General features: G+C 69.2%; 20 protein-coding genes. 5 read left to right on the forward strand and 15 right to left on the reverse strand.

The window, feature by feature from the left end; translation table 11 throughout:
• Both ACFYZ8_RS11300 and ACFYZ8_RS11305 read left to right on the forward strand, forming a co-directional pair.
• Positions 1 to 750 carry an ABC transporter permease gene (locus ACFYZ8_RS11300; RefSeq protein WP_359033571.1) on the forward strand — a complete coding sequence of 250 codons (750 nt, stop codon included), beginning with the start codon at positions 1 to 3 and terminating at the stop codon, positions 748 to 750.
• Between the two features lie 13 nt (positions 751 to 763).
• Complete coding sequence (locus tag ACFYZ8_RS11305) at positions 764 to 1,336, forward strand: cob(I)yrinic acid a,c-diamide adenosyltransferase (RefSeq protein ID WP_388534457.1); 573 nt, start codon at positions 764 to 766, stop codon at positions 1,334 to 1,336.
• Here the strand turns inward: ACFYZ8_RS11305 and ACFYZ8_RS11310 are convergent.
• Entirely contained in the window at positions 1,333 to 1,863 is a 531-nt protein-coding gene (locus ACFYZ8_RS11310; RefSeq protein WP_359033721.1) for a hypothetical protein, read from the reverse strand. The genes ACFYZ8_RS11305 and ACFYZ8_RS11310 overlap by 4 nt on opposite strands.
• A 151-nt stretch (positions 1,864 to 2,014) precedes the next feature.
• Here ACFYZ8_RS11310 and ACFYZ8_RS11315 point away from each other — a divergent pair, with 151 nt between their 5' ends.
• From ACFYZ8_RS11315 to ACFYZ8_RS11325, 3 genes are all read left to right on the forward strand, one after another.
• Positions 2,015 to 3,178, forward strand: coding sequence for a sensor histidine kinase (locus ACFYZ8_RS11315; protein WP_388534459.1), 1,164 nt, complete (start codon positions 2,015 to 2,017; stop codon positions 3,176 to 3,178).
• Positions 3,175 to 3,816 carry a response regulator gene (locus ACFYZ8_RS11320; protein ID WP_388534462.1) on the forward strand — a complete coding sequence of 214 codons (642 nt, stop codon included), beginning with the start codon at positions 3,175 to 3,177 and terminating at the stop codon, positions 3,814 to 3,816. Before ACFYZ8_RS11315 ends, ACFYZ8_RS11320 begins: the two co-directional genes overlap by 4 nt.
• A gap of 119 nt (positions 3,817 to 3,935) precedes the next feature.
• Positions 3,936 to 5,759 (forward strand): glycosyl hydrolase family 18 protein, encoded by a 1,824-nt coding sequence (locus tag ACFYZ8_RS11325; RefSeq protein WP_388534465.1) that lies wholly within the window; start codon positions 3,936 to 3,938, stop codon positions 5,757 to 5,759.
• A 309-nt stretch (positions 5,760 to 6,068) separates the two neighbouring features.
• On the opposite strand, the gene ACFYZ8_RS11330 is transcribed toward ACFYZ8_RS11325, so the two are convergent.
• The 14 genes from ACFYZ8_RS11330 to ACFYZ8_RS11395 form a co-directional block, all read right to left on the reverse strand.
• A complete protein-coding gene (locus ACFYZ8_RS11330) occupies positions 6,069 to 6,515 on the reverse strand; it encodes a DUF2550 domain-containing protein (RefSeq protein WP_359033581.1) in 447 nt (148 codons plus the stop codon).
• Positions 6,516 to 6,657: 142 nt separating this feature from the next.
• Entirely contained in the window at positions 6,658 to 7,032 is a 375-nt protein-coding gene (locus ACFYZ8_RS11335) for a F0F1 ATP synthase subunit epsilon (RefSeq protein ID WP_007384727.1), read from the reverse strand.
• 110 nt (positions 7,033 to 7,142) lie between these two features.
• Positions 7,143 to 8,579, reverse strand: coding sequence for a F0F1 ATP synthase subunit beta (gene atpD / locus ACFYZ8_RS11340; RefSeq protein WP_359033583.1), 1,437 nt, complete (start codon positions 8,577 to 8,579; stop codon positions 7,143 to 7,145).
• A complete protein-coding gene (locus tag ACFYZ8_RS11345; RefSeq protein WP_359033585.1) occupies positions 8,579 to 9,496 on the reverse strand; it encodes a F0F1 ATP synthase subunit gamma in 918 nt (305 codons plus the stop codon). The genes atpD and ACFYZ8_RS11345 overlap by 1 nt, the downstream gene beginning before the upstream one ends.
• A 21-nt stretch (positions 9,497 to 9,517) precedes the next feature.
• Positions 9,518 to 11,107: a F0F1 ATP synthase subunit alpha gene (atpA, locus tag ACFYZ8_RS11350; RefSeq protein ID WP_007384724.1), complete on the reverse strand. Its 1,590-nt coding sequence runs from the start codon at positions 11,105 to 11,107 to the stop codon at positions 9,518 to 9,520.
• Positions 11,108 to 11,232: 125 nt separating this feature from the next.
• Positions 11,233 to 12,048 (reverse strand): F0F1 ATP synthase subunit delta, encoded by an 816-nt coding sequence (locus ACFYZ8_RS11355; protein WP_359033723.1) that lies wholly within the window; start codon positions 12,046 to 12,048, stop codon positions 11,233 to 11,235.
• A 2-nt stretch (positions 12,049 to 12,050) separates the two neighbouring features.
• On the reverse strand, positions 12,051 to 12,602 hold the full coding sequence (locus ACFYZ8_RS11360) for a F0F1 ATP synthase subunit B (protein WP_388534471.1): 552 nt from the start codon (positions 12,600 to 12,602) through the stop codon (positions 12,051 to 12,053).
• A 42-nt stretch (positions 12,603 to 12,644) separates the two neighbouring features.
• The gene (locus tag ACFYZ8_RS11365) at positions 12,645 to 12,875 is read right to left on the reverse strand and encodes an ATP synthase subunit C (protein WP_031040683.1); all 231 of its coding nucleotides are present in this window, start codon (positions 12,873 to 12,875) and stop codon (positions 12,645 to 12,647) included.
• 77 nt (positions 12,876 to 12,952) lie between these two features.
• A complete protein-coding gene (atpB, locus tag ACFYZ8_RS11370; RefSeq protein WP_123991662.1) occupies positions 12,953 to 13,777 on the reverse strand; it encodes a F0F1 ATP synthase subunit A in 825 nt (274 codons plus the stop codon).
• A 225-nt stretch (positions 13,778 to 14,002) separates the two neighbouring features.
• Entirely contained in the window at positions 14,003 to 14,434 is a 432-nt protein-coding gene (locus ACFYZ8_RS11375; RefSeq protein WP_388534475.1) for a hypothetical protein, read from the reverse strand.
• 307 nt (positions 14,435 to 14,741) lie between these two features.
• A complete protein-coding gene (locus ACFYZ8_RS11380; protein WP_388534477.1) occupies positions 14,742 to 16,043 on the reverse strand; it encodes an MraY family glycosyltransferase in 1,302 nt (433 codons plus the stop codon).
• Positions 16,044 to 16,172: 129 nt separating this feature from the next.
• Positions 16,173 to 17,414 carry a serine hydroxymethyltransferase gene (glyA, locus tag ACFYZ8_RS11385; protein ID WP_359033596.1) on the reverse strand — a complete coding sequence of 414 codons (1,242 nt, stop codon included), beginning with the start codon at positions 17,412 to 17,414 and terminating at the stop codon, positions 16,173 to 16,175.
• A 156-nt stretch (positions 17,415 to 17,570) separates the two neighbouring features.
• Positions 17,571 to 18,242 (reverse strand): protein-tyrosine-phosphatase, encoded by a 672-nt coding sequence (locus ACFYZ8_RS11390; RefSeq protein WP_359033598.1) that lies wholly within the window; start codon positions 18,240 to 18,242, stop codon positions 17,571 to 17,573.
• Complete coding sequence (locus tag ACFYZ8_RS11395) at positions 18,239 to 18,886, reverse strand: L-threonylcarbamoyladenylate synthase (RefSeq protein ID WP_037721443.1); 648 nt, start codon at positions 18,884 to 18,886, stop codon at positions 18,239 to 18,241. Before ACFYZ8_RS11395 ends, ACFYZ8_RS11390 begins: the two co-directional genes overlap by 4 nt.
• Positions 18,887 to 18,915: the final 29 nt, after the last annotated feature.

The raw sequence follows: 18,915 nt of genomic DNA on the forward strand, positions 1-18,915 counted from the left end.
ATGCTTCTGCACGACACCGCGATCATCTACGGCCGCTACCTGCGCCAGTCCCTGCGCTCCCGCTTCGCGCTGCTGTTCGGCGTCCTGATGCCCTTGCTGTACCTGGTGTTCTTCGGTCCGCTGCTCACCGGTCTCCCGCTCGGCGGGAGGGGCGATTCCTGGCAGGTCCTGGTGCCGGGGCTGCTGCTCCAACTGGGGCTTTTCGGAGCGCTGTTCGCGGGCTTCATGATCATTTTGGAGAACGGCCAGGGCGTGGTGGAGCGGATGCGGGTCACTCCGGTCAGCCGGCTCGCCCTGCTGCTGGGCAGGGTGCTGCGGGAGGCGACGGTGTTCGTCTTCCAGGCGGTGCTGCTGGTGCTCGCCGCCGTGGCGATGGGGCTGCGGGCACCGCTGGCCGGGATCCTGATCGGCTTCGCGTTCGTCGCCCTGCTGACCGTCTCGCTGGCCTCGCTGTCGTACGCGCTGGCGATGAAGGTCCGTACACCCCAGGAGTTCGGCCCGCTGATCAACGCGGTCAGCATGCCGTCCATGCTGCTGTCCGGCCTGATGCTCCCGATGACCCTGGGACCGGCCTGGCTGGACGTCCTGTCCCACTTCATGCCGTTCCGCTATCTGGTGGACGCGATGCGGGACGCGTACGTCGGCTCGTACACGACGGATCACATGCTGTACGGCGTCCTGGTGGCCGTCGGCCTCGCGGTCCTCGCCGTGACGGTGGGCACACGCGTGTTCCGGACGGCCGGGGCGTAACTACGCTGACCTCATGGTCAATCTGACGCGCATCTACACCAGGACCGGCGACCAGGGCACCACCGCCCTCGGCGACATGAGCCGGGTCGCCAAGACCGATCTGCGGATCTCCGCGTACGCCGACGCCAACGAGGCGAACGCGGTGATCGGCACGGCGATCGCCCTGGGCGGCCTGGAGGAGGAGGTCGTCAAGGTCCTCACCCGCGTCCAGAACGACCTGTTCGACGTCGGGGCCGACCTCTCGACACCCGTCGTCGAGAACCCCGAGTTCCCGCCCCTGCGGGTCGAGCAGTTCTACGTCGACAAACTGGAGGCGGACTGCGACCGCTTCAACGAGCGGCTGGAGAAGCTCCGCTCCTTCATCCTCCCCGGCGGCACCCCGGGCGCGGCCCTGCTCCACCAGGCCTGCACGGTCGTACGCCGGGCCGAGCGCTCGACGTGGGCCGCGCTGGAGGTCCACGGCGATCACATGAACCCGCTCACGGCCACCTATCTGAACCGCCTGTCGGACCTGCTCTTCATCTTGGCGCGGACGGCCAACAAGGATGTGGGGGACGTCTTGTGGGTGCCTGGCGGGGAGCGTTAGCGCTCGCGCTTCGGGAACAGCGTGTAGCTGCCGGCGATGACCAGGTTGATGCCGATCAGCCACAGCATGCGCTGCTGCCAGGCACGCAGCGAGTCGGTCTGCCCGTCGCCGACGTACCAGACCGCGGCCTGGAGCAGCACCACGGCGACCACCGCGGCAAGGATCCAGCGGCCCGCGACCTTCCACTCGTGGACGGCGCGGGCCGTGCCGTACTTCGGCGGCTTCACCGGCGGCGGGCCACCCGCGAACCGGTGGGCGACCCGGGCGTCCGCCCACTTGATCGTCGAGTGCCCGAGGCCCACGGTGAAACCGATGTAGACGGCGGCCAGGCCGTGCTTCCAGTCGGGCTCGGCACCGTTCCTGAGGTCGATCGCGGTGACCGCGAACAGCACGAGCTCCAGCAGCGGCTCGCACAGCAGCAGGGCCAGTCCGACCCGCGGCATGCGCAGCCCGTAGCGGAAGGTCAGCCCGGCTGCCAGCAGCACCCAGAAGGCCACCTCACAGGCGACGATCAGTCCGACGATCACGACCGCTCCCTTCGTCTCCCTTCCAGGCTGCCGACGTGCGCGGTCCCTTTCGTCGTCGACGGTGAGGAAACCGCCGTACATCGAAAGATGCAGTCCAGGACCGTTCCCGGGGATCAGGCGGCGGGCGCGGTCACCGTGTTGGATGGGAGTCATGGCCCTCCCCCGCCCGCACCGCTTCGACGTGTACATCGCGGTCGGCGGGCTGCTCGGCGGCCTGCTGCTGGTGGGCATCGGCCTCGGGACCCGCCCGTCCAGCGACCCGATCACGCTCTTCGACGGACCCTGGCCGGTCCTCCTGCCGCTCACCGTGCTGGCCGGGTGCGAGCTGCTGCGCCGCACGGCCCCTCGCGCGGCCCTGCTCACCGGGACCGCCGCGATCTGCGCCGACCTCGTGACCCAGGGCAACCTCGCCACGATCCTGATGTTCACCGACGTCGTCTACGCGGCCGTGCTGTACGGCCCGCTCGCCTCGGCCCGCCGCATCCAGTGGATCACCGGCCTGCTGACCGTGGCCGGGACGCTGGTGCCGTTCGCGGTGTGGCGGGTGCCGGAGGCGCTGCTGATCGGCGTGGTCGTCGGGGTGGTGGCGTACGGGCCCGCCGCCACCGGGTGGATCGTGCGCAACCACCGGGACGCCGCCGAGGCGGCCAGGCTGCGCGCCGAACAGACCGCGCTGCTCGCCGAGATCGACCGCGCCCAGGCCGTCACCGCCGAACGCGCCCGGATGGCACGGGAGTTGCACGACATGGTCGCCAACCACCTCTCGGCGATCGCCATCCACTCCACGGCCGCACTGTCCATCGACGATCCCGCGACCTCCCGCGAGGCCCTCACGGTCATCCGGGAGAACAGCGTCGACGGGCTCGCCGAGATGCGCCGGCTGATCGGCATCCTGCGCGACGGCGACCACGAACCCTCCGCCGTCCCCACCCTCGACGGCCTCACCGCCCTCGTCGACGGAGCCCGCGCCAACAGCCTGGACGTCACCCTGGACGCCTGCCACCACGGCACCGTGCCCGCGCCGGTCGAACTCGCCGCCTACCGGATCGTCCAGGAGTCGCTGACCAACGCCCTCAAGCACGCCTGCCCCGGCCGGGTCACGGTGAGCCTCACCCGGCGGGACGGTGAGCTGACGGTCGAGGTGAGCAGTCCCTACGGCGACCGGGACGGGCCGCGCGCCCCGGGTTCCGGCGCCGGGCTCGTCGGGATGCGGGAGCGGGCCGCGCTGCTGGGAGGGACGTTCCGGGCCGGGCCGCGGGGCGCGCTGTGGACCGTGCACGCCACGCTTCCCGTACCGGAAGGGGAATCCGAATGATCCGTGTCCTGGTCGCCGAGGACCAGTCCGCCGTCCGCGCCGGGCTCGTCCTCATCCTGCGCAGCGCCCCCGGCATCGAGGTGGTCGGTGAGGCGGCGGACGGTGAGCAGGCGGTGGCGCTGGCCCGGGAGCTGCGACCGGATCTGGTGCTGATGGACGTCCAGATGCCGCGTCTGGACGGGGTGTCGGCGACGCGGCAGGTCGTCGGGGAAGGGCTCGCGGACGTCCTCGTACTCACCACCTTCGATCACGACGAGTACGTGTTCGGGGCCCTGCGGGCCGGTGCCGCGGGTTTCCTGCTGAAGAACACGGAGGCCAGGGATCTGCTGGAAGCGGTGCGGACCGTGGCGCGCGGCGAGGGGCTGATCGCGCCCGCCGTGACCCGCCGTCTGATCTCGGAGTTCGCCGCCAGGCCCGTGCGGGAGCCGACCGTCGATCCCGCCGTCCTCGACACCCTCACCCGCCGGGAACGCGAGGTGCTCTCCTGTCTCGGGGAGGGCCTGTCCAATGCCGACATCGCCGAGCGCCTCGACATGGCCGAGGCCACCGTGAAGACGCACGTCAGCCGTCTGCTGGGGAAGCTGGAGCTGCGCAGCCGGGTGCAAGCGGCCGTACTGGCACAGGAGTTGGGCGTCTAGTTGCGTCTTGCACCAGAGTGGTCCAGACCTATTGACCCGTGGTCCAGACCTTTCTATTCTCGCGGCACCGTGGGCGTGAGGCTCAGTCACGCCCCAACTCCTCCCCTAGGAGGCGCACGATGCGCTTCAGACACAGAGCCGCGGCCGGGTTCGCGACGCTGTTGCTCCCCTTCGCCGGCCTGGTCGGTCTCGCGAGCCCCGCCCAGGCCGCGGCCTCCGCCACGGCGACCTACGCCAAGACCCAGGACTGGGGCACCGGCTTCGAAGGCAAGTGGACGGTGAAGAACACCGGTACCACCAGCCTCAGTTCCTGGACCGTCGAGTGGGACTTCCCCTCCGGCACCTCGGTGACCTCCGCCTGGGACGCCGACGTCACCTCCTCCGGCACCCACTGGACCGCCAAGAACAAGGCCTGGAACGGCACCCTCGCCCCCGGTGCCTCCATCTCCTTCGGCTTCAACGGCGCCGGCAGCGGCTCCCCTGCCAACTGCAAGCTCAACGGCGGCAGTTGTGACGGCGGGTCCACCCCGGGAGACGCGGCCCCCTCCGCCCCCGGCACCCCCACCGCCTCCGGCATCACCAACACCTCGGTGAAGCTGGCCTGGAGCGCCGCCACCGACGACAAGGGCGTCAAGAACTACGACGTGCTGCGCGACGGCGCCAGGGTGGCGACCGTGACGACCACCTCGTACACGGACACCGGTCTCACCGCCGGCACCGACTACTCGTACACCGTGCAGGCCCGCGACACCGCCGACCAGACGGGTCCGGTCAGCGGCGCGGTCGCCGTGCACACCACCGGCGGCACCACCGACCCGCCGCCCACCGGTGACAAGGTCAAGCTCGGCTACTTCACCGAGTGGGGCGTCTACGGCCGCAACTACCACGTCAAGAACCTGGTGACCTCGGGCTCCGCCTCGAAGATCACGCACATCAACTACGCGTTCGGCAACGTGAAGGACGGCAAGTGCGTCGTCGACGACACCTACGCCGCCTACGACAAGGCGTACACCGCCGACCAGTCGGTCTCCGGCACCGCCGACACCTGGGACCAGCCGCTGCGCGGCAACTTCAACCAACTGCGTGAGCTCAAGGCCAAGTACCCGAACATCAAGGTGCTCTACTCCTTCGGCGGCTGGACCTACTCCGGCGGCTTCACGCAGGCCGCGGCCAACCCCGCCGCGTTCGCCGCCTCCTGCAAGTCGGTCATCGAGGACCCGCGCTGGGCGGACGTCTTCGACGGCATCGACATCGACTGGGAGTACCCGAACGCCTGCGGTCTCACCTGTGACACCAGCGGGGCCGCCGCCTTCAAGAACCTGATGGGGGCACTGCGCTCGGAGTTCGGTCCGAACTACCTGGTCACCGCTGCCATCACGGCCGACGGCTCCTCCGGCGGCAAGATCGACGCGGCCGACTACGGCGGTGCCTCCCAGTACGTCGACTGGTACAACGTGATGACCTACGACTACTTCGGCGCCTTCAACGCGCAGGGCCCGACCGCCCCGCACTCGCCGCTGACCTCGTACGCCGGCATCCCGCAGGCGGGCTTCGACTCGGCCGACGCGATCGCCAAGCTGAAGTCGAAGGGCGTGGCCTCGAAGAAGCTCCTGCTGGGTATCGGCTTCTACGGCCGCGGCTGGACCGGCGTCACCCAGGCCACCCCCGGCGGCAGCGCGACCGGCGCGGCACCCGGCACCTACGAGGCGGGCATCGAGGACTACAAGATCCTCAAGACGTCCTGCCCCGCCACCGGCACCATCGCGGGCACGGCATACGCCTACTGCGGCAACAACTGGTGGTCGTACGACACCCCCGCGACGATCGCCGGGAAGATGACCTGGGCCAAGAACCAGGGCCTCGGCGGCGCGTTCTTCTGGGAGTTCAGCGGCGACACCGCGGGCGGCGAGCTGGTGAGCGCCATCAACAGCGGACTGAGCTGACCCGAACTGTTCCACTGAGGGCGCGTGGCCTGTGCCGCGCGCCTTCGGCGTACTCCCCCCAGGGCCGTTCGGCCCTCACCGAGGGACCATCAGCGGCCGAAGGACGGCTTCCGACCGGGAACAATCGCTATCTCGACCGCAAGCGGAATGAATCATTCGGGGGGATGAATGCATCGCAGGTCCAACAACAGGCGAAACTCCGGCAGCCCGTCGGTCAGGCCCAGGACGGCCTATGTGGGGATGTTCACGGGGACGACGGTCGCGGCACTCCTGGCCGTCTGGCCCGGGAGCGTCACCGTGACTCTCGACTCAGGCCACGTTGACACGCTGACCGGGGGGAGCTGCCTCCAGCCACGCGAGGAAACCGGTCAGCGCGTCTTCGCTCATGGCCAGTTCGAGACGCGTCCCGCGGTGGAGGCAGGTCAGGATCACGGCGTCGGAGAGGAGGGCCAGCTCCTCCTCCCCCTCGGGGAGCCGGCGGCCGGCCACCTCGATCGCGGCCCGCTCCAGGACGCGGCGCGGGCGATAGGCGTAGGAGAAGACGCGGTACCACTCGACACGGTCGCCGTTGTAGCGGGCGACACCGTAGCTCCAGCCTTTGCCGCTGGTGTCGGTCTTCTCCGGGACGTCCCAGCGCAGGGAACAGTCGAAGGTGCCGCCGGAGCGCTGGATGAGTCTGCGGCGCAGACCGAAGACGAACAGCCCCAGCACCACCAGGGCCACGACGATTCCGCACACAGTCAGAGCGAGGACCATCGACACCGACCTCCTCGTCTCCTAGGTACCTTCAATAGGTAACGGAACGGAAAAAACATCCAGATCTGCCTCAGCCGCGACCGGCTCCGGATCGCTCCGGTGCCGGCCGCGGCTGAGTGACGTCATACGGCTCCGCGCTGGTTCAGCGCGCAGTCGCCGCGCGCAGTCGTACGTCCGCGCGACGCTCGGCGGCGGCGTCGCCCTCCGCCTTCGCGCGCTCCAGCTCCCGCTCCGCGCGCTGGACGTCGATCTCGTCCGACAGCTCGGCGATCTCGGCCAGCAGCGACAGCTTGTTGTCGGCGAACGAGATGAAACCGCCGTGCACCGCGGCGACGACCGTCCCGCCATCGCTCGTACGGATGGTCACCGGGCCCGACTCCAGCACACCGAGCAGCGGCTGGTGACCGGGCATGACGCCGATGTCGCCGGACGTGGTGCGCGCGACGACCAGGGTGGCCTCGCCGGACCAGACCTCTCGGTCGGCCGCGACCAGCGCGACGTGCAGCTCAGCAGCCAAGGTGGCTCCTCGGGTCACCACCCGGCGGGTCTGCCGGGTGTTGGTTACAAGTCTAGTGGGCGTGAATGAGGGGGCGGGACGTGCCCCGCCCCCTCAGACGAGCGCGATGCTCAGGAGACGCCGAGCTCCTTGGCGTTGGCCTTGAGGTCCTCCAGGCCACCGCACATGAAGAACGCCTGCTCCGGGAAGTGGTCGAACTCGCCGTCGCAGATCGCGTTGAACGCGGTGATCGACTCGTCCAGCGGCACGTCCGAACCGTCGACGCCGGTGAACTGCTTGGCGACGTGGGTGTTCTGGGACAGGAAGCGCTCGACGCGGCGGGCACGCTGGACGACCAGCTTGTCCTCCTCGCTGAGCTCGTCGATGCCGAGGATCGCGATGATGTCCTGGAGGTCCTTGTACTTCTGGAGGATCCCCTTGACGCGCATCGCCGTCTCGTAGTGGTCCTGCGCGATGTAGCGCGGGTCCAGGATCCGGGACGTGGAGTCCAGCGGGTCCACGGCCGGGTAGATGCCCTTCTCGGAGATCGGACGGGACAGAACCGTCGTCGCGTCGAGGTGGGCGAAGGTGGTGGCCGGGGCCGGGTCGGTCAGGTCGTCCGCGGGGACGTAGATCGCCTGCATCGAGGTGATCGAGTGACCACGGGTCGAGGTGATGCGCTCCTGGAGGAGACCCATCTCGTCGGCCAGGTTCGGCTGGTAACCCACCGCGGAGGGCATACGGCCGAGCAGGGTCGACACCTCGGAACCGGCCTGCGTGAAGCGGAAGATGTTGTCGATGAAGAACAGCACGTCCTGCTTCTGCACATCGCGGAAGTACTCCGCCATGGTCAGACCGGCGAGGGCCACGCGCAGACGGGTGCCCGGGGGCTCGTCCATCTGGCCGAAGACCAGCGCGGTCTTGTCGATGACGCCCGAGTCGGACATCTCCTCGATGAGGTCGTTGCCCTCACGGGTGCGCTCACCGACACCGGCGAACACGGAGACACCGTCGTGGTTGTTGGCGACGCGGTAGATCATCTCCTGGATGAGCACCGTCTTGCCGACGCCGGCACCACCGAACAGACCGATCTTTCCACCCTTGACGTACGGGGTGAGAAGGTCGATGACCTTGACGCCGGTCTCGAACATCTCGGTCTTCGACTCAAGCTCGTCGAAGTTCGGGGCCTTGCGGTGGATGGACCAGCGCTCGCCCTCGTACTGCTCGTCGACGTTCAGCACCTCACCGAGGGTGTTGAACACCTTGCCCTTGGTGAAGTCGCCGACCGGGACGGTGATGCCCGTGCCGGTGTCGGTGACGGCGGCCTGGCGGACCAGACCGTCGGTGGGCTGCATCGAGATGGTGCGGACCAGGCCGTCACCCAGGTGCTGGGCGACCTCCAGGGTCAGCGTCTTCTTCGCGCCGTCCTGGGCCGGGTCGGCCACCTCGACGTGAAGGGCGTTGTAGATCTCCGGCATCGCGTCGACGGGGAACTCCACGTCGACGACCGGGCCGATGACCCGGGCGACGCGGCCCGTGGCAACGGCCGTCTCAACTGTCGTCGTCATTACCTGTCACTCCCCGCGGACGCGTCGGCCAGGGCTGCGGAGCCACCGACGATCTCGCTGATTTCCTGGGTGATTTCGGCCTGGCGGGCCGCGTTGGCAAGTCGGGAGAGCGTGGTGATGAGCTCTCCCGCGTTGTCGGTGGCCGACTTCATCGCGCGCCGCGTGGCGGCGTGCTTGGAGGCGGCCGACTGGAGCAGCGCGTTGTAGATGCGGCTCTCCACGTAGCGCGGCAGCAGGGCGTCGAGGACGTCCTCCGCCGAGGGCTCGAAGTCGTAGAGCGGGAGGATCTCGCCCTGCGGCTTCGCCTCCTTGGCCACCTCTTCGAGGCTGAGCGGCAGCAGACGGTCGTCGAGCGCCGTCTGCGTCATCATCGAGACGAACTCGGTGAAGACGATGTGGAGCTCGTCCACGCCGCCCTCGGCCGTGTCCTTCTCGATGGCCTCGATCAGCGGGGCCGCGACCTTCTTGGCGTCCGCGTACGTGGGCTCGTCGGTGAAGCCGCTCCACGACTCCGCGATCTTGCGCTCGCGGAAGTTGAAGTGCGCGACACCGCGGCGGCCGACGATGTAGATCTCGACCTCCTGACCCTCGCGCTCCAGCCGCTCGGTGAGCCGCTCCGCCTGCTTGATGGCGTTGGAGTTGAAGGCGCCCGCGAGACCGCGGTCGCTCGTCAGGAGCAGCACCGCGGACCGCGTGACCGTCTCGGCCTGCGTGGTCAGCGGGTGCCTGGTGTTCGAACCGGTACCGACCGCCGTGACCGCGCGGGTGAGCTCGGTCGCGTACGGCGTGGAGGCCGCCACCTTGCGCTGCGCCTTGATGACGCGCGAGGCGGCGATCATCTCCATCGCCTTGGTGATCTTCTTGGTCGCGGTGACGGATCGGATGCGACGCTTGTAGACCCGGAGCTGGGCTCCCATGAGTCAGGTCCCTTCCTTACGTCACTTGGCCGCGGCCGGGGCGTCCTCGCCGAGAAGCTTGCCGTCCGAGGTCTCGAACTGCTTCTTGAAGTCGGCGATCGCGTCGGCAACAGCGGTGAGGGTGTCGTCCGACATCTTGCCGCCCTCCTTGATGGAGGTCATGAGGCCCTGCTCCTTGCGGTGCAGGTACTCCAGCAGCTCCTTCTCGAAGCGGCGGATGTCGTTGACCGGGACGTCGTCCATCTTGCCGGTGGTGCCGGCCCAGACGGAGACGACCTGGTCCTCGGTCGCCATCGGCTGGTACTGGGCCTGCTTCAGCAGCTCGACCATGCGCTGGCCGCGCTCCAGCTGCGCCTTCGACGCGGCGTCCAGGTCGGAACCGAAGGCGGCGAACGCCTCCAGCTCACGGAACTGGGCGAGGTCGACGCGGAGGCGGCCGGAGACCTGCTTCATCGCCTTGTGCTGCGCGGAACCACCGACTCGGGAGACGGAGATACCGACGTTCAGCGCGGGGCGCTGACCGGCGTTGAACAGGTCCGACTCCAGGAAGCACTGGCCGTCGGTGATGGAGATGACGTTGGTCGGGATGAACGCCGAGACGTCGTTGGCCTTGGTCTCGACGATCGGCAGACCGGTCATCGAACCGGCGCCCATCTCGTCGGAGAGCTTCGCGCAGCGCTCCAGCAGACGGGAGTGCAGGTAGAAGACGTCACCCGGGTAGGCCTCGCGCCCCGGCGGGCGGCGCAGCAGCAGGGACACGGCGCGGTAGGCGTCGGCCTGCTTCGAGAGGTCGTCGAAGATGATGAGGACGTGCTTGCCCTCGTACATCCACTGCTGGCCGATGGCCGAACCGGTGTACGGCGCCAGGTACTTGAAGCCGGCCGGGTCGGACGCCGGGGCGGCGACGATGGTCGTGTACTCCAGCGCGCCGGCCTCTTCGAGGGCGCCACGCACGGAGGCGATGGTCGAGCCCTTCTGGCCGATGGCGACGTAGACGCAGCGGACCTGCTTCTTCGGGTCGCCGGAGCGCCAGTTGTCACGCTGGTTGATGATCGTGTCGACGGCCAGGGCGGTCTTGCCGGTCTGACGGTCACCGATGATCAGCTGACGCTGGCCACGGCCGATCGGGGTCATCGCGTCGACGGCCTTGTAGCCGGTCTCCATCGGCTCGTGCACCGACTTACGGGCCATGACGCCCGGAGCCTGCAGCTCAAGCGCGCGGCGACCGCTGGTCTCGATCTCGCCGAGGCCGTCGATCGGGGCACCGAGCGGGTCGACGACGCGGCCGAGGTAGCCCTCGCCGACGGCCACGGAGAGGACCTCGCCGGTACGGGTGACCGGCTGACCCTCCTCGATGCCGCTGAACTCACCGAGGATGACGCAGCCGATCTCGCGCTCTTCCAGGTTGAGCGCGAGGCCGAGGGTGCCGTCCTCGAACTTCAGCAGTTCGTTGGCCATGGCCGAGGGCAGACCCTCGACCTTCGCGATGCCGTCGCCGGCAAGGGTGACCGTACCGACCTCCTCGCGCGAGGCCGCGTCCGGCTTGTACGACTGGACGAAGTTCTCCAGCGCGTCCCGGATCTCCTCCGGCCGGATCGTGAGCTCCGCCATCTGGGTTCCCTGCTCTCCTTGTTGGGCCCGAAGTTTCACTTTGGGGGTCTGGGGGCGACCCCCAGGATTCTTCATGTACGGCCCAACCAGGGCCGTCGTCCGTACGTACTGCTATGAAGTTGCTGCTAGCCCGCCAGGCGGCGGCCGGCGTCCTCGATGCGGTCCGCGATCGAGCCGTTGATGACCTCGTCGCCGACCTGCACCCGGATCCCGCCGAGGACCTCGGGGTCCACGTCGAGGTTGAGGTGCATCTGACGGCCGTAGAGCTTCGCCAGGGCGTCGCCCAGACGCTGCTTCTGCCGGTCGCTCAGCGGCACCGCCGAGGTGACCACGGCCACCATGCGGTCCCGGCGCTCGGCGGCGAGCTTGGACAGGGCCTCGAGGCCCGACTCCAGGCTACGTCCCCGGGGCGCGGACACGAGGCGCGTGACCAGACGCTCGGTCACCGCATCGGCGCGGCCACCGAGCAGGCTGCCGAGCAGCTCACGCTTGGCCGAGGCCGTCGCGGAGCGGTTGGTCAGCGCGGCGCGCAGCTCGGTGTTCGAGGTGACGATCCGGCCGAACCGGAACAGCTCGTCCTCGACGTTGTCGAGCTTGCCCCGCCGCTGCGCGGCGGTGAGGTCGGCCAGGTCGGCCAGCTGCTCCAGCGCGTCCACCAGGTCGCGCGACTGCGACCAGCGGGAGCGCACCATGCCGGACACCAGGTCCGCGGCGGCGGCGCCGACCTGCGTGCCGATCAGGCGCTGGGCCAGTTCGGCCTTGGCCTCGCCGGCCTGCGCCGGGTCGGTCAGGACCCGACGCAGCGACACCTCGCGGTGGAGCAGCGCGGTGACGGCGGCCAGCTCGTCGGCGAGCGAGCCGGCGTCCACGGACGTCGAGTCCGTCAGCGCGTCGAGACGCTCGCGTGCGGCTGCCAGGGCCTCGCGGCTCGCTCCGTGCATACTCATCGAGCCGCCTCAGCCGTCTCCTCGAGGTCCTCGAGGAAGCGGTCGATCACGCGGCTCTGCCGGGCGTGGTCCTCGAGGGACTCACCGACGAGCTTGCCGGCCAGGTCGGTGGCGAGCTTGCCGACGTCCTGGCGCAGCGCGGACGCGGCGGCCTTGCGGTCGGCCTCGATCTGCGCGTGACCGGCGGCGACGATCTCCTCGCGCTGCCGCTGGCCTTCCGCGCGCATCTCGGCGATGAGCGTGGCGCCCTGCTCCTGAGCCTCCTGGCGCAGGCGCGCGGCCTCGTGGCGGGCCTCGGCGAGCTGTGCCTTGTACTGCTCAAGGACGCTCTGGGCCTCGGTCTGCGCGGCCTCGGCCTTCTCGATACCGCCCTCGATGGCCTCGCGACGCTCTTCCAGAACCTTGTTGATGGTCGGGAGGAGCTTCTTGGCGAGGAAGCCGAAGACGATGACGAAGGCGATCAGGCCGATGACGAGCTCCGGCCACGGCGGAATGAGGGGGTTCTCCTTCTCCGCCTCGGCCGCCAGCTGAACCAGTGCGTGGTTCACATCAGTGCCTTTCGTCGAATGGGGCTGTCGTCGTGGTTCGTCTTAGTAGACGAACGGCATGACGAGGCCGATGAGGGCCAGCGCCTCACAGAACGCGAAGCCGAGGATCTGGTTACCGCGGATGAGGCCGGCCGCCTCGGGCTGGCGGGCGAGAGCCTGGGTGCCGTTGCCGAAGATGATGCCGACGCCGACGCCCGGGCCGATCGCGGCGAGGCCGTAACCGATGGAGCCGAGGTTGCCTTCGACCGCAGCGAGGGTCTGGAGAGCGGACATGCCGGTTCTTCCTTCTCTTTCAGTGACCGGTGGGGGTTGGCCACCGGATGTCTCTTGGGGTGTGGCGGGGGCGGTGCTCAGTGGTGCTCGGCGAGCGCGCCCTGGATGAAGGTGCAGGTCAGGAGCACGAAGACGTACGCCTGGACGGCCTGGATGAAGAGCTCGAAGGCCGTCATCACGATGACCATCACGAACGAGACGGCGGAGTAGGCGATGCCGATGCCGTTCAGCATGTACCAGCTGGCGATCGTGAAGAGCAGCAGCAGGGTGTGGCCGGCGAACATGTTCGCGAAGAGTCGCACCGCGTGCGTGAAGGGCCGCACCAGCAGGTTCGAGGCGAGCTCGATCGTCATCGACAGCGGGAGCACCGCGCCCAGCGACTTGTCGTAGCCGGTGAAGTTCTTGAAGGCGCCGACGAAACCGTGCCGCTTGAAGGTCAGCGAGACCCAGGTGACGTAGACGATCGCGGCCAGGATGGCCGGGTAGGCGATGATCGACGTCACCGGGAAGGAGGCGACGGGGACGATCGACCACAGGTTGAGCATCCAGATGAAGAAGAACAGCGAGACGGCGAGCGGGACGTACTTCTCGCCCTCCTTCTTGCCGATCGTCTCGTAGACGACGCCGCGGCGGACGAAGTCGTAGCCGGCCTCGGCGATCATCTGGAGCTTGCCGGGGACGACCTTCGGGCGGGCGAAGGCGGCCCAGAAGAAGCCCACGATGATGACGGAGCCGAGCAGGGCGAGCAGCATCGGCTTGTTGAAGTAGAGGCCGTTGCCGTCCGCGTCGCCCCAGAGGGGCTCGAACATGAACGAGTGCAGGCCCGGAGCCGGGAAGCCACACCCGTCGAACAGGTGACAGCTCGTGTCGAAAGCGAGCGTCTGCGTCGGGTCAGCACTCACCGCGGGCTCCTTCGTCGTGGCGCATAGGTACGGCAACCTCGTTGTGTCGGCGCGGCGGTAGGCCGCAGTTCGGCACGGGACTGGTGTAACGGATGTGGGGGCGGCCGGGGGGCATCGAGCCTCGCGTTCGAGCAGGCGTCAGCTCGGATGCCCGCGCCCGCGATGCCGCAGTTGGCACCGGACGATAGCAGGGTCTCTCAGTCGCATTTATCCCGGCCCTACCTCTCACGACGAGTGCCCGGTTTTTTCGGACTTGGTGCCCGAATCGGGTTCGACGTAGAGGATCTTGGACTTCATGTGGGCGCGTGTCTGTGCGGCGATCCAGGTGAGGGTGCCGGCGACGAGCGTGAGAGCGAAAGCCTTGGGGTGGAACAGCGTGGTGTTCTTGAACACCGCGACGAAGACGAACAGCAGCAGGATCTGAGCCGTGTAGAGCATCAGGCCCATCGCCTGGAAGAGGTGCGGAAGCGATTTGGCAGTGCGCTGCAGGACGTAGAGACCGATTCCCATGAACAGGATCACGATCAGCGTCGCCACCCCGGCCCCGATCGCGCCCTTGCCGCCGACGACCACACCGCTGACGACGGCGGCGACAGCGCCGACGGCGGCCGTGGGCACGGCGGCCTGAGCCAGGATCCGGACGTCGTTGGACGGCATGGCGGCAACTCCGCTTTCAAAGGGGGGGTGTGTCGTCATGGACGAGCGTAGTCCCGGGCTGAGAGTGACCCTCACGCCAAGGGACCGTCGCACTACGGTCCTTCGGCTCTGCCCCGGGTTCTCGTGAACCGTATCACAAACTATTTGATGCGGTCTTTACCTAGATGGTGTGCCAGGTGTCACACATGAGAGTGAAGCTGCGCGTCTGCGCAGAAACACGGTCGACTTGTCTGGTATAAGGGCGGTTTGTCGCCCCGCCGAACTCCCACGCGTTGGCAATGCTTTAGTCAGATTCTTACCTTGGGCGTCAGCGCGAGGTCTCGGCCTTACGCCTCTCCGGGACGTGCGAACGGGCGCTCAGCGCGGTCGCGCCGTTGACACCCGCCACCCCCGCGCCCACCGGCGTGCGCTCCACCTCCACGGGCTCCGCGGCCACGGGACGCCTACGGCGGTAGCGCGGCGGCACGATGTGCTGGGCCCACATCGGGACGCGCGGCGTGAACCGCGGCAGCAGGAGCAGCACGAGACCGATCGCGCTGAGGAACACGACACCCAGCACGATCCACATGGACGCCGAGTTGACCGAGTAGGCGAGCGAGCCGAACGCGATCAGCGCCGACCAGAAGTACATGATCCACACGGCCCGGCTGTGCGAGTGGCCGATCTCCAGGAGCCGGTGGTGCAGATGCCCCCGGTCCGCGGCGAACGGCGACTGGCCGCGCCAGGTGCGGCGCACGATCGCGGAGATCAGGTCGGCGGCCGGCACCGCGATGATGGTCAGCGGCAGCAGCAGCGGGATGTAGACGGGGACCGTCTGGTGCACGGCCGCCTTCTCGGACCCGGCGAACAGCTTCAGCGCGTCCGGGTCGATCTGCCCGGTGATGGAGATCGCGCCCGCGGCCAGCACCAGGCCGATGAGCATCGAGCCGGAGTCGCCCATGAAGATCCGCGCCGGGTGCATGTTGTGCGGCAGGAAGCCCAGGCACATGCCCATCAGGATCGCCGAGAACAGCGTCGCCGGGGCGGCCGCCTCGATGCCGTACGAGTACCAGATCCGGTAGGCGTACAGGAAGAACGCCGCCGCCGCGATGCAGACCATGCCGGCCGCGAGACCGTCGAGGCCGTCGACGAAGTTCACCGCGTTGATGGTGATGACGACGAGCGCGACCGTCAGCAGGGTGCCCTGCCACTGGGTCAGCGCGACCGAGCCGACGCTGGGGATGGGCAGCCACAGGATCGTCAGACCCTGCATGACCATCACGCCGGCGGCGATCATCTGACCGCCCAGCTTGATCAGGGCGTCGATCTCGAACTTGTCGTCCAGGACACCGATCAGCCAGATCAGGGCCGCGCCGGAGAGCAGGGCGCGCGGTTCGTTCGACTTCTCGAAGACCTCGCTGAGGTTGGTCAGGTGGTCGGCGACCAGCAGGCCCGCGCACAGTCCGAAGAACATGGCGATACCGCCGAGCCGCGGAGTCGGTTCCCGGTGCACGTCACGGGCCCTGATCTCCGGCATCGCTCCGGCCACGATCGCGAACTTCCGTACCGGCCCTGTCAGCAGATACGTCACCGCGGCCGTGATGCAGAGCGTCAGCAGGTATTCACGCACAGGCTTCCCCACAGGTCTCGCTGGCCATCTCAGCCCCACACCCTAGCGACGCACGCATATGGTTGTGGACTTCCGGGTAGAGCCGATGGTTGCACGTGCGGCTGTGCACGCAGGTGCGGATACCCCCGCTCAGCCCGGATACGGCGGAAATCCGCCGACCAGATCCCGCACTTCTTCACGTGCCCGGACGCTCTCGGCCTCGCCGCGCACCACCCCCGCGAGCAGGGCGGCGATCCGCTCCATCTCCTTCTCGCCCATGCCCTGGGTGGTGACGGCGGCCGTCCCGAGGCGCAGTCCGCGGCTGTCCGCGTGAGGCAGCGCACAGCAGTCGAGCACCATGCCGGCGGCCGCGAGCCGGCCCCTCGCCGTCCGCCCGTCGACACCGAGCGGCGCCGGATCGGCCGTCACGAGGTGGGTGTCGGTCCCGCCGGTGGTGACGACGAGCCCCTGTGCGGCCAGCCCGGCCGCCAGGACCCGCGCGTTGGCGACCACCTGATGGGTGTACGCGCCGAACGCCGGTGTCGCCGCCTCCCCGAACGCGACCGCCTTCGCGGCGATGGTGTGCATCTGCGCGCCGCCCTGGGTGAACGGGAAGACGGCCCGGTCGACCCGCTCGGCCAGTTCGCTCCCGCAGAGGATCATCCCGCCGCGGGGGCCGCGCAGCACCTTGTGCGTGGTGGCGCAGACGACGTCGGCGTACGGCACCGGACTGGGCGCCGCTCCCCCGGCGACGAGCCCGATCGGGTGGGCGGCGTCGGCGATGAGGTAGGCGCCCACCTCGTCGGCGACCTCGCGGAAGAAGGCGTAGTCGATGTGCCGGGGGTAGGCGATGGAGCCGCACACGATCGCCTTGGGCCGATGGCTGCGGGCCAGCGTGCGCACCTGGTCGTGGTCGATGAGTCCGGTCTCGGCGTCGACGCCGTAGGGGACGAAGTCGAACCAGCGGCCGGAGAAGTTGGCGGGCGAGCCGTGGGTGAGGTGACCGCCGTAGGGCAGGCCGAGGGCGAGGACCGTGTCGCCGGGGCGCAGGAGGGCGGCGTAGGCGGCCAGGACCGCCGAAGAGCCGGAGTGGGACTGCACGTTGGCGTGTTCGGCGCCGAACAGCGTCTTCGCCCGCTCCACCGCGAGCCGCTCGGCGACGTCGACGATCTCGCAGCCGCCGTGGTGCCGGGCGCCGGGATAGCCCTCGGCGTACTTGTTGGCCAGCGCCGAGCCGAGCGCGGCCAGCACGGCCGGCGAGCAGAAGTTCTCGGCGGCGATGAGCTGGAGCGTCGACGACTGCCGGTCGAGCTCCCCGAGCAGGATCCCGGCCAGCTCGGGGTCCTGCCGCGCGAGGACGTCGGCGGTCTCAGGGGCATGGGTGACCGACATGGTGGGCTCCGGGGCGTCGACGATGACGTACACCCAATGTAGGCCCGGGGCCGGTGGGGCGCCCGGTCGTTACGCCCTTGCGGGTACACCGGCGCCCGCGGGTGACCACGCTGTCCGGACCCCGTTCGGCCCCCGCCCCGCCCCGCCCTGCCCGCGTCACGTGCGCGCGGGAACCCCCGTAAGCGCCGTCACCACCGGATCCAGCGCCTCGTTTATCTCGTCCCCGATCGAGCGGAAGAAGGGCAGGGGGGCGCCGTACGGGTCGAAGACCTCGTCGGCCTCGGCGGTCGGGGCCAGGAGCCACCCGCGTAGAGCCGCCGCGGCGCGGACCAGGGCGCGTGCGCGGATCACCAGGCCCTCCTCCAGGGGAGGCAGGGTCGCCGTGTCGATCGCCTTCACCAGGCGGGTGAACTCCTTCAGCGTGAAGGTGCGCAGGCCCGCCGAGTGGCCCATCGAGATGACCTGCTGGCGGTGGTCGCGGGTGGCGGTCAGGACCAGGTCCGCCATGATCACGTGTTCGTCCAGCAGCTCGCGCCCCGTGAAGCCGGAGGGGTCCGCGCCGAACTCGGCAAGGACGGTCTCCGCGTTGGCCTCCATGGGCGCGCCCTCGTGGCCCCAGGTCCCCGCGCTCTCCACGACCAGGCCGCCCCACAGCGGGTCGCCGAGCCGGTCCGCCAGGGCATGCCGGGTCAGCCGCTCGGTGATCGGCGAGCGGCAGACGTTGCCGGTGCTGACGTGGAGGATGCGGAAGCTGTCACGCGGGAGCCCTGTGAAGGTCCGCGTCTCTTCCCCGTCCCATATGCCACGCCCCGCGTCAGGGGCCGTCAATTCGCCACCTCGAGGTCGGGTACGACCTTCCTGAGCTCGTCCGCGGAGATCGCGCCCGCGCGCAGCAGCAGGGGCACCTCGCGGGTGACGTCGACGATCGAGGAGGGGACGTTGCCGGGGGTCGGGCCGCCGTCGAGGTAGACGGAGACCGAGTCGCCGAGCATCTCCTGCGCGGCGTCGCAGTTCTCCGGCGACGGGTGGCCGGTCAGGTTGGCGGAGGAGACCGCCATGGGACCGACCTCGGTCAGCAGCTCGATGGCGACGGGGTGCAGCGGCATCCGGACGGCCACCGTGCCCCTCGTGTCACCCAGGTCCCACTGGAGGGACGGCTGGTGCTTGGCGACGAGCGTGAGCGCGCCCGGCCAGAACGCGTCGACGAGCTCCCAGGCCAGTTCGGAGAAGTCGGTGACGAGACCGTGGAGGGTGTTCGGGGAGCCGATCAGCACGGGGGTGGGCATGTTGCGCCCCCGGCCCTTGGCCTCCAGGAGGTCATGGACGGCCTCGGAGGAGAACGCGTCGGCGCCGATGCCGTACACCGTGTCGGTCGGGAGGACCACGAGCTCGCCACGGCGGACGGCGGACGCGGCTTCGCGCAGACCGGTCGTGCGGTCGGTCGCGTCGTTGGTGTCGTATCGCCGTGCCATATCTAGCGGGCCTCCTCGTACACGTACTG

Source organism: Streptomyces sp. NPDC001668, from assembly GCF_042893155.1.
Classification (GTDB): Bacteria; Actinomycetota; Actinomycetes; order Streptomycetales; family Streptomycetaceae; genus Streptomyces.